The organism is Streptomyces sp. NPDC005566 (assembly GCF_040605575.1).
Lineage (GTDB): Bacteria > Actinomycetota > Actinomycetes > Streptomycetales > Streptomycetaceae > Streptomyces.
Genome location: NZ_JBEXDB010000001.1, coordinates 616,509 through 626,505, shown reverse-complemented (window position 1 = coordinate 626,505; position 9,997 = coordinate 616,509). Strand labels below are relative to the sequence as shown.

The 9,997-nt window shown below is 68.8% G+C and carries 9 protein-coding genes and 1 tRNA gene; 7 read left to right on the top strand and 3 right to left on the bottom strand.

Translation table 11 applies throughout. The annotated features are described in order from the left end of the window. Positions 1-133: 133 nt before the first annotated feature. Positions 134-694: a hypothetical protein gene (locus tag ABZS61_RS02895; RefSeq protein WP_356415093.1), complete on the bottom strand. Its 561-nt coding sequence runs from the start codon at positions 692-694 to the stop codon at positions 134-136. A gap of 287 nt (positions 695-981) precedes the next feature. Here ABZS61_RS02895 and ABZS61_RS02890 point away from each other — a divergent pair, with 287 nt between their 5' ends. The 4 genes from ABZS61_RS02890 to ABZS61_RS02875 all read left to right on the top strand — a co-directional run bounded on the left by ABZS61_RS02890 (position 982) and on the right by ABZS61_RS02875 (position 4,436). After that, the gene (locus tag ABZS61_RS02890; RefSeq protein ID WP_356415159.1) at positions 982-2,220 is read left to right on the top strand and encodes an IS701 family transposase; all 1,239 of its coding nucleotides are present in this window, start codon (positions 982-984) and stop codon (positions 2,218-2,220) included. Between the two features lie 487 nt (positions 2,221-2,707). Next, positions 2,708-3,067 (top strand): hypothetical protein, encoded by a 360-nt coding sequence (locus ABZS61_RS02885; RefSeq protein ID WP_356415090.1) that lies wholly within the window; start codon positions 2,708-2,710, stop codon positions 3,065-3,067. Positions 3,068-3,257: 190 nt separating this feature from the next. Then, entirely contained in the window at positions 3,258-3,857 is a 600-nt protein-coding gene (locus ABZS61_RS02880) for a hypothetical protein (protein ID WP_356415087.1), read from the top strand. Between the two features lie 96 nt (positions 3,858-3,953). Then, positions 3,954-4,436 carry a hypothetical protein gene (locus ABZS61_RS02875; protein WP_356415084.1) on the top strand — a complete coding sequence of 161 codons (483 nt, stop codon included), beginning with the start codon at positions 3,954-3,956 and terminating at the stop codon, positions 4,434-4,436. An 81-nt stretch (positions 4,437-4,517) separates the two neighbouring features. Here the strand turns inward: ABZS61_RS02875 and ABZS61_RS02870 are convergent, their stop codons facing one another. Further along, positions 4,518-4,964 carry an Imm7 family immunity protein gene (locus tag ABZS61_RS02870; RefSeq protein WP_356415081.1) on the bottom strand — a complete coding sequence of 149 codons (447 nt, stop codon included), beginning with the start codon at positions 4,962-4,964 and terminating at the stop codon, positions 4,518-4,520. Positions 4,965-5,347: 383 nt separating this feature from the next. On the opposite strand from ABZS61_RS02870, the gene ABZS61_RS02865 reads away from it, so the two are divergent. Further along, positions 5,348-5,677 carry a hypothetical protein gene (locus ABZS61_RS02865; RefSeq protein WP_356415078.1) on the top strand — a complete coding sequence of 110 codons (330 nt, stop codon included), beginning with the start codon at positions 5,348-5,350 and terminating at the stop codon, positions 5,675-5,677. A gap of 199 nt (positions 5,678-5,876) precedes the next feature. Here the strand turns inward: ABZS61_RS02865 and ABZS61_RS02860 are convergent. Next, positions 5,877-5,949: transfer RNA gene (locus ABZS61_RS02860), tRNA-Arg, on the bottom strand. Positions 5,950-6,268: 319 nt separating this feature from the next. Between ABZS61_RS02860 and ABZS61_RS02855 the strand changes: the two genes are divergently transcribed. Then, a complete protein-coding gene (locus tag ABZS61_RS02855) occupies positions 6,269-7,909 on the top strand; it encodes a dynamin family protein (protein ID WP_356415075.1) in 1,641 nt (546 codons plus the stop codon). Next, positions 7,906-9,975: a GTP-binding protein gene (locus ABZS61_RS02850; RefSeq protein ID WP_356415072.1), complete on the top strand. Its 2,070-nt coding sequence runs from the start codon at positions 7,906-7,908 to the stop codon at positions 9,973-9,975. The genes ABZS61_RS02855 and ABZS61_RS02850 overlap by 4 nt, the downstream gene beginning before the upstream one ends. Positions 9,976-9,997: the final 22 nt, after the last annotated feature.

The window sequence follows — 9,997 nt, the reverse complement described above, 5'->3', positions numbered from 1 at the left end:
GGTGATCTTGGTCGTGAACCCGTCTACCAGGGGCTTTCTTCATGTCCGCTGCTGGGGTCGCCCGTCCAACCTCCCGTCAGATTGGAAACCGCCCAGTGGCTGTGGCGGCCTCATCAGTCATTACGGGGAAGGCTTACTGCCCGCCGAGTCGGAGTACAGCAACCACGTACAGGCTCCCGGACACCGTCAGAAGCAGAAAGGCGAGAACCGTGTGGCCGATGAGCCCTCGCCCTGGGGCACGGCCCAGATGTGCCCGGGCCGCACGGCTCACACGGGGCCCGGGGACACCTCGCGCGGCGTTCGCGTCTGCCTTCTCGATCGCTCGGCGCAGCTTCCTGCGGCTTCTCTCGGTCGTGATACCCAGGCGCACACCGTGGGCGTCGCGCACCAACAAGGTCCGGTACACGCTGCCGTACGAGAAGGTCGTCAGCAGCCGGACGGTGGTGATCCGGTTGAGGTCGACGGACCGTTCGCCGGTCAGGGTGTGCGCAGTCAGGTGCGACGATGAGTGTCGGAACGGTGCTTTCTCCTCGCACATTGCGGTCAGGAGGATGAAGCCGGCGATCGCGGACAGCAGGCCGAGCACGATCGGTGCGCCGTCGGGGACTATCCCCGCCCTGGCCAACCCGTAGCCGCCGAAGGGCAGCAGGAGGACCGTCACTACCAGACCCGATCCCATGCGTGCACGCGCCACGCTGCGGGTTGTGGTTGCTTCCACTGACGTCCCCGTTTCTGTTGGCAGACATCAGCATGCATGCGCGGCGGACCTCTGCACATTGCCGGTGTCCGGCAATCTTCGGCTCGGGATCCATCGGGTTTAGGGCCCCAGTACCAGCAGGACTCCGTGATCTCGTCGTTCGTCGCGGGAACAGGACAGCCACCGCGTGATCTTGGTGAGGTGTGTGGACTCTTCAAGATAGTGCGGTGGCCGCGAGCCACAGCGTAGACCCTGCCCGCTGGCAGGAGACGTTCGAGGCCCTGATGGGCCGGATAGCGGGCCGGTTCGCTCGGGTTGAACCCCGGCTCCGGGTACGGGACTTGGTGCTGGGGCTGCTGTCGGACCTGCCGCGCAAGAACTGCTGGTCGATCGCCGAGTGGGCCGGGGAGGCGAGTCCAGACGGCATGCAGCACTTGCTCGGCCGGGCCAGGTGGGATGCCGACCGCGTACGTGATGACGTGCGTGAGTACGTGCTGGATCATCTGCACGATGAGGATGCGGTGCTGGTGGTCGACGAGACCGGGGACGTGAAGAAGGGCACGCAAACCGTCGGTGTCCAGCGCCAGTACACCGGCACTGCCGGGAGAATCGAAAACGCGCAGGTCGCGGTCTACCTCGTCTATGCGGGCCGCCGCGGGCACGCGGCGGTGGACCGTGAGCTGTACATCCCGCGCTCTTGGACTGCGGATCCGGACCGCTGCCGGGCCGCTGGCCTGGGCGAGGACACCGTCTTCGCGACCAAGCCGGAGCTGGCCGCCCGCATGATCGACCGGTTCCTCGACGCCGGGCACCGCGTGGGCTGGGTCGCGGGGGACGAGGTCTACGGCGGCAACCCGAAGCTGCGGTCCGCGCTTGAAGAGCGCGGCACCGGCTACGTGCTTGCGGTCGCTTGCTCTCACGAAGTCACCACCGGTGCCGGGAGGCTCCGCGCGGATGCCTTAGCCGCGAGGGTGCCGAAGCGGGCCTGGCAGAAGCTGTCGGCAGGGGCCGGCGCCAAGGGACACCGCTTCTACGACTGGGTCGTCATCGACCTGGCCGAACCCCGCCCCGGCAGCCGCCAGCTGCTGATCCGCCGCAACCGCACCACCGGTGAACTCGCCTACTACCGCTGCTTCTCACCCGACCCGGCACCCCTGAACACCCTGGTCCGCGTCGCTGGATCAAGGTGGCGGGTGGAGGAGACCTTCCAGTCCGGAAAGGGCCTGGCCGGACTCGACGAGCACCAAGTCCGCCGCTACACCTCCTGGTCCCGCTGGGTCACCCTGGCCATGCTCGCTCACGCCTTCCTCGCCGTTGTCCGCGCCGACGAACACGCCCGGCGCCCCGCACCTGACGGACTTATCCCGCTCACCTGCAACGAGATCCAGCGACTGTTCATCACCTTGGTCGTCCGGCCCGTGCGCGAGGTAGCCCACCGGCTCGCCTGGTCCGCCTGGCGACGCCGCCACCAGGCCCGAGCCCAAGCCAGCCATTACCGACGACAAGCCGCGAATCAGACATGAAGATCACGATCTACGGCTGGAGTACTAGGCCAACCTGGACCGAGAACGTAATGGGGCAACGTCCGCCGGCAAGTACACGCTGCCTGAGAACGGCAGAAGGTGGTGGGTCCCAATGGGCGACTGATAGCGCCGGCACGCCTTCCCGTTGCGTTGGTCGACTGTTGGAGGTCGGTCATCGGCGTTCGGCGTTCATGGGCGGACGGATGCTGATGTGCCCGGCACGCTGGGCCTCGCCTGAACCGCCGTGAACGGGGCTGAACGAGATGGAAACTGAGACGCAGCCCGCAGCACGGAAGGTGCGTCGGACTGTGGTGCGTAATCGCCGGCATGGGCTACGAGATGCACATCACGCGGCAGACTGCTTAGCAGGATCGGCCAGCGGGGTCGTACCGGCCGCTGGGCGGGCACGGAGGGACGCTACGGCGCGGGAGGGTTACCAGGGTTGCGGTACCTGGCTGCTGTGCCGCACGATCCGAACGGGGTGACCATGGAACGGCTGGAACTGGAATCGCTGTTGGTCGGTGATGACGAGGCGTCCGTGATAGCTCTGGCCGCTCTCCGCAGCGGCGCCTCCTACTCGGTGGAAGAGCGGGTGCAACCCACTGGCGCGCATGCCGGAGTCTTCAGTCGCCGACTTCAGCGTATGCGTATGCGCGGATTCGAACCTCTTGGGCTGGAACGAGCAGTGCAGCTCATCAGCGAACATGACCGGCCTGTGCGTACAGCGCTGATCGATCCTGGCAATCGGTCACGGTTCACCCTGCTATTCCTCACCGAGGACGGCAGCGCACTGGTGGCCTGCGCTAGCTGGCCGCTGCCGCTGGTTGCCAAAAAGCCACCGCTTTAGGAGAGAGGGAGGACGTACCCGCACCTGACCTGCACGGTCGTAGCTCCGGCCGATCCACTGCGCAGGCTCCCCAGACACTTATCGTGCCCCGTGAGTCTCCGCACGATCTGGCACGGATGTGGCACAGCGATCTCTTCGTCCCGAAGCAACTCGGGTGACGACATGATCCGGTCGGTATTAACGTGCGGCTGTGATCAGTGATGAGGGAGCCCGCCTCGGTGCGGAGGCCGCGCGGCGCCTGGCGCAGACGGGGCTCTACGAGTTCGAGCCCGGCCTGACAGATGCCGAGCTCTCGCGCATCGAGCGGGACTACGGGTTTGAGTTCGCGGACGACCACCGTGCGTTTCTTGCGGCCGGTCTTCCCATCAATGTGCCTCCGGAGGATGGCCAGACCTGGTCCGAGCCTTGGCCCGATTGGCGCGGCGATCCGGACAAGCTCCGTGAGCAGCTCGGGTGGCCAGTCGAAGGTGTGCTCCTCGACGTCGAGCACAGCATGTTCTGGCACGAGACCTGGGGTCAACGCCCTGTCGACCACGCAGCCGCCCTTGCCGTGGCACGCCGCAACCTCGCGGACGTGCCGCCGCTCGTTCCCGTCTACGCCCACCGCTATCTCCCCGCCGGCCGGGAAAGTTTCGGCCACCCTGTGCTCTCGGTATGGCAGACGGACATGATCTATTACGGCTTGGACCTCATCGACTACGTGCATCGGGAGTTCGACGAAGCACGGGGAGACGTGGACGACTCCTGGAACCCGAAGGCAACCGTCCCCTTCTGGCGGGACTTCCTCTAGGGCCCGCCGCACATGTGGCGGCGGGTGACCTGAGCTTGGGAAGCACCGCGTCCTATCGCCTGCGGCGAGGTACCTCCGGCGTGACAGCATGCGGCAATGGCCATCCGACACCCCGACGGCGACTACACGATCTCCACGATGTACTCCGTGCCCGATGACGCCTGGTATGTGGAACTGGACCTCGTGGCCGGGCAACGGCATCTTGTGATTGCCATCGTCCCCGACGAGGATCCGGCACGGGAGCCGACCGTGTGCTTCAACCCGCGTGGAGGGCACGTGGACCTCCCGTACGAGGTCATGACCTGGTTCATGCACCATGTCGATGAGGAAATCCGCACCTCCCGTGCCTGGATGCGGCTGAGGCCCGATCTCGTCGAGATCATCTACCAGCTCCGTCAGGAGCACATGGGCGCCATCGACGATGACACCTTTCGGCAGGTCCTCCCGGAGGTGCGCGCCACAGTCCCTGAGGCAGACCTCCCCGCCGTTCTCGAAGCCGCTTTCGGGCGGAGACCTGACGGCACCACCATGGACCAACCGCAAGCGCCCGCTGCAGACGTTCAAGGAGAGACGGTCTAGGGCCGCTTGGGCGTGATCTGTTGGCTCGATGCTCGCCTCGGCTAGCGTTCCACCACTCATGCCTTCTGCAGTGGACACGCCTCAACTCGTCCACTTTGCTCGGGACGACGAAGGCGACTGCCTTGCTCTCGCTACAGCGGTGAAGGGATCTTCCAGCGTCGGTATGCACGGAGACAGCAGAGCCTCCGTGTGGTGCGTCACCACGCCCCGGACGAGCCTGAGCACGCGTACGTCGTTCTCACGGCCGGAGTCTTCGTCATCGCGAACGTGCAGGAGCCCGTAGGAGCCAGGGGCAACCACCGCCACGTACTCAAACAGGTCGACAGCATGAGGCGGCGAGTAATGATTGGAACAGCCTCCCAGGTGGATGAACGGTTCGCCGTTCATCCACCTGAGGTCAAGCAAGTACGGGCTGGCTATCTGTGCGATGCGAAGCCGAAGATCATCGACTGTCTGCCGCAGACGGTCTTCATCGTCGTCACCAACTGCGTTCTCCCTGACCGTGATCCAACCGTGGTACTCAGACACTGAGCGCTCCTATTGAAATCACCTGTGTTACCACCATGCTGTTGGCGGCAAGATCCGTCGAACACGCCTTAGACGGCCCGGCCTCGCTCCCACCCATAGTTGAAGCTGCGCATGTAGTGCCGGAAGGTGCGGGCCCCCGGGATGTAGCGGAAGTGCAGAACCGGGTTCTGACCCGTCGATGCCCCAAGGGTGTGGATCACCAACACGTCATCGTCGAAACGGTAGATGGAGTTGTACAGGCGTGCAGCCCCCGGCCACCACGAGGGCGACGCCGAATAGTGCGGCCTGAAGGAAGGCCCCGGACGACACCCGCGTAGTGCCCTGTCGACCTGCACTCACGAGGATCCTTCGCGAGCGCATCGCGACGGAGAAGCTCAAGCCTGATGATCTGCTCTTCTCGGGGGGAGGGGGAGAACGGCGGCCTGCTCTCCGGGTCCGTCTTCCTGGCGGCCCCGGCGGACCGCACGCATGGAAGTCCTCGCCCGGAGGAGTTCGCCTCGCCGCTCGGCAAGCGGGTCTACGACCTGCGACACACCTGCCTGACGACGTGGCTCAACAACGGGGTCCCGCCGGCGCAGGTGGCCGAATGGGCGGGCAACAGCGTGCCGGTGCTGCTAGCCACGTACGCGCGTTCCATCTCCGGACAGCTCAGGGACCATCAAAAGCGCATCGAGTCCAGCGGCGACCTCCCCGACCTGACGGCAGAGGGCTGAGCCCCACCCGGAAAACTTCGACACGTATTCGAATGAGCCACCCGCAGAAACCCGGTGACAGCCGGACAGCGCCGGACCCTCCCCACCGTGACCTGGGGGCGGTCCGGCGCTTACGCGCTCTCTACGCGACCCCCGCTACGGTGCTGTGACCTGCAAAAAAGGCCCTCCCGAGGGAGGGCCTGACGTCGTACGGGATGTGTGCCCCCGGCAGGACTCGAACCTGCGGCCAAGCGCTTAGAAGGCGCCTGCTCTATCCACTGAGCTACGGGGGCCGGTGTCGGCCTCGATGGTCCGGAGAGCGCTGAATCAAGCCAACCGTGACCATGCCGGGACAAGGATAGGGCTCAGATCGCCTCGTCCCGGTTGCTTCACCTGCGTGGCACGATGTGGAGGTTCAGTGAAGCGAACCGATAATCGCAGGTGGGTGCGATTCATGCACCGCTTTTGACGCCTCACGCCCCGGGTGTTGTGCACTCGTTATGCCTGCGCCCCACTCGTCCCCTCTGTCCCCCGACGTGGATCCGCCGCGCAGAGGGTGCCTATACGCTTCAAAAAGGCGTCAAAATTGGGCATTCTTCACATGTGGTAACCATGGACGTACGGCCCCAGCTCATCGACGCACTTTCCGCCCTGCGCGACCGTGTCGCTGCCGTGCGTCTTCCACTCCCGCTGCCGGGGGCCGCGCGCTCCCGGCAGACGAGGACCGAACTGCTCGCCCAGCTCGACGACTACCTGGTGCCCAGGCTCAAGGATCCCGATGCGCCGCTCCTCGTGGTCATCGGGGGATCCACCGGCGCCGGCAAGTCGACGCTCGTCAACTCGCTCGTGGGATGCCGGGTCAGCGAGGCCGGTGTGCTGCGGCCGACCACCCGCACCCCGGTACTCGTCTGCCACCCGGACGATCACCACTGGTTCGCGGGGGTGCGCGTGCTCCCGCAGCTCACCCGGGTGTGGCTGCCGCCGGGGCAGGCCCCGGATCCGGACGGGCTCGACCACCTCGGCCCGGAGGGCGAGGACGACACCGTGCTGCGCGTGGAGACCGCGGCGACCCTGCCCCGGGGACTGGCGCTGCTGGATGCCCCGGACATCGACTCGCTCGTCGTACGGAACCGGGTCCTGGCCGCCGAACTCATCTGCGCCGCCGACGTATGGGTCATGGTGACCACGGCGTCCCGGTACGCCGACGCGGTGCCGTGGCACCTGCTGCGTACGGCCAAGGAGTACGACGCCTGCCTGGTCACCGTCCTGGACCGGGTACCGCACCAGGTGATCGCAGAGGTGTCCCGGCAGTACGCGGCGCTGCTCACCCGGGCCGGACTGGGGGAGGTGCCCCGCTTCACCATCCCGGAACTGCCCGAGTCAGCAGGCGGCGGCAGCGGACTGCTTCCCACCACCGCCGTCGCGCCACTGCGCGCCTGGCTCACCCACCGGGCACAGGATCCGGCGGCCCGTCAGCAGGCGGTGGGGCGTACGGCGTCCGGGGTCATCGACTCGCTCAACGCGCGGATGCCCGAACTGGCCGGGGCGGTCGCCGCGCAGTACGCGGCGGCCGTGCGGCTGACCGGCGTGGTCGAGGAGGCGTACGGGGCGGAGTCGTCACGCGTCCGCCGGCGGCTCCAGAACGGTGCGGTGCTGGCCGGTGACGCGCGTACCCGGTGGCGCGGGTATCCGCTGTACAGCACCGCCGGGGAACTGCTCGACGCACTCGTGGAGAGCCTCGCCGCCCTGCTGCAGTGCGCCGTGGCAGCCGCCGACGAGCAGATCCGCACGACCTGGCAGCGCGAGCCCGCGGCAGGGGACTTCAGGTTCGAGGAGGCGGGCAGGGAAGCCGGCGGGTGGGGACCGGCCGAGGACGTCCAGGGCCGGATCGCCATGGCCGTACGGCGCTGGCGGCGGGTTCTCGAGGAACTGGCCGAGGAAGAGGCGCGGCTGCTGGAACGTAACGCCGCGCCCGACGCCGAGACGGTGGCGGCGCTGCTGGCGGCCGCCCTGCTCGGCGGGCGCCGTGCCCGGGGTGCCGGGGAGCAGCTCGCCGAACGGATCGGTGCCCAAGGCGCACTGAGGCTGCGCGACAAGGGAGGGGCGCTGCTCACCAGTTATCTGGACCAGGTCCTGCACGGCGAACGCGACCGGCGGCTCGCCCCCCTCGATGCCCTCGAGGTGGCTCCGGAACCGCAGGCCGAACTGATCGCCGCGCTGTCCGTACTGCAGAAGGAGAGGTGGAAGCGATGACCGCTGTCACTGACCAGGGCCGGGACCGGGGGCAGGGTCCCGAGCACGGAGGGGCCGAAGGGGTGGCCGGTGGGGCCGAGGGCGCCGAAGGAACGGAGGGGGCAGCAGGCCGGCGCTGGGACGACGGGCTGATCGCGCGACGGGCCGCTGACGCCCTGAAAGAGGGTGCCGAGAGGGAGCGTCCGCCGGACGACGACGTACGGCCCCAGGTCGAGGCGTACGGACTGCCGGGCAGCCCTCTGCGCCCGCGTCTCGATGCGCTGCGCGAGCTGGTCGGCCTCTCCCGCGCCAGGCTCGACGGGGACACCCTCGCCGAGGCGGGGCGGGTCCTGGACGAGGCATCGGCCCGGCAGCGGCTCTCCTCACGGCACACGGTCGTCGCCATCGCCGGGGCGACCGGCAGCGGGAAGTCGACCCTCTTCAACGCCCTCGCGTGCTCACAGATCTCCGAGACCGGGCTGCGCAGGCCGACCACGTCCGCGCCGATCGCCTGCAGCTGGACCGACGGAGCCGCCGGGCTGCTGGACCGGCTGGCCGTTCCAGGCCGGCTGCGGCGCAGGCCTGTGCAGGGATGCACGGACACCGACGAGGCGTTGCAAGGGCTCGTGCTGGTGGACCTGCCCGACCACGACTCGGCCGCGACCGGCCATCGGGACCAGGTGGACCGGGTCCTCGCGCTGGTCGACGCGGTGATCTGGGTCGTCGACCCGGAGAAGTACGCCGACGCGGCCCTCCACGAACGCTATCTGCGACCGCTCGCCGGACATGCGGAGATCACCTTCGTCGTTCTCAACCAGATCGACCGGCTCCCCGGAGAGGCCGCCGACCTGGTCCTGGACGACCTGCGCAGACTGCTCGACGAGGACGGCATGGCGGTGGGCGAGCACGGTGAGCCGGGCGCCACCGTCATGTCCCTGTCCGCGCTGACCGGTGACGGGGTGGCGGACCTGCGCGAGCTGCTCGGCCAATTCGTCCAGAGCCGTACGGCGGCCGCGGCGCGGCTCTCCGCGGACGTGGCCGCGGCAGCAGCCCGGCTCAGGCCCGTGTACGTCGCCGAAGGGCGCCCCGGGCTCGGTGAACGGACGCGTGAGGAATTCGCCGACCGGCTCGCGGAAGCCGTCGGCGCGGCCGCCGCGGGACAGGCGGCGGAGCGCGAGTGGCGCAGGAACGCGGGGCGGGCCTGCGGGACGCCATGGCTGCGGCTGTGGCGCTGGTACGAATCCACCCGGCAGCTCGGCGGCCTGGACCTGATGGCGCAGGCGCTCGCGCCGCCGGAGGAGGAACTCACCGCCCGGCAGCGCGTGGAGCAGGCCGTACGCACGCTGGCGGACGACGCCGTCGTAGGGCTGCCCGCGCCCTGGGCCCAGGCCGTGCGCGAGGCGGCGGTGGGCGGGGCGAAAGGGCTGCCGGAGGCGCTGGACGAGCTCGCACGCAATGCTCAGGCCGGGGCGGGAGCGGCCGGCCGGGGGCGTGCGGGCGGCGGGCACAAAGGCGCTGCGGATCCCGGTGCGGCTTCCTCGGGCGCGAGGGGTGCGGGAACGCGGGGAGCACAAGGGGTGCCGGGCGGGCCGGCCGGGGCGAGGGCCCCGGGCTCAGGGCCCCTCGGTTCAGGACCTCTTGGCTCCGACGCTCGCGGTTCCGGGGCTTCGGCCAGGGGCGTCGCTCCTGCCGCGGGCGCGCTCGGCGGCCGGCCCGTCAGGCCTCCACGGCCCGCGTGGTGGCCCGCCGCGGTGCTCGCGCAGGCATCGATGACGCTCCTTCAGATCTTCGGCGGACTGTGGCTGCTCGGTCAGATCGTCGGCGTACTCGAACCCGGCCTGGTCGCCCCCGCGCTGCTCATGCTGGCCGGGGTCGTCGGCGGACCGCTCGTGGAGTGGTCCTGCGCGGCTGCCGCACGGGGCCCCGCGCGACGGTACGGGCAGGAGGCCGAAAGGCGCCTGCGCGAGGCGGCGTCCGGATGCGGCCGGGCCAGGGTCCTGGATCCCGTTGCGGCGGAACTGGCGCGCTACCGGGAGGTGCGCGAGCGGTACGTGGCGGTGACGGAGTTTTCCACAACCGGCCGGTAGTCCACAGGCTCCGGCAGGATCC

Excerpts from the sequence above, each read along its gene's own strand:
- ABZS61_RS02890 (WP_356415159.1), top strand. The coding sequence starts at position 982 with ATGGGCCGGATAGCGGGCCGGTTCGCTCGGGTTGAACCCCGGCTCCGG.
- ABZS61_RS02885 (WP_356415090.1), top strand. The coding sequence starts at position 2,708 with ATGGAACGGCTGGAACTGGAATCGCTGTTGGTCGGTGATGACGAGGCG.
- ABZS61_RS02875 (WP_356415084.1), top strand. The coding sequence starts at position 3,954 with ATGGCCATCCGACACCCCGACGGCGACTACACGATCTCCACGATGTAC.
- ABZS61_RS02865 (WP_356415078.1), top strand. The coding sequence starts at position 5,348 with ATGATCTGCTCTTCTCGGGGGGAGGGGGAGAACGGCGGCCTGCTCTCC.
- ABZS61_RS02855 (WP_356415075.1), top strand. The coding sequence starts at position 6,269 with ATGGACGTACGGCCCCAGCTCATCGACGCACTTTCCGCCCTGCGCGAC.
- ABZS61_RS02850 (WP_356415072.1), top strand. The coding sequence starts at position 7,906 with ATGACCGCTGTCACTGACCAGGGCCGGGACCGGGGGCAGGGTCCCGAG.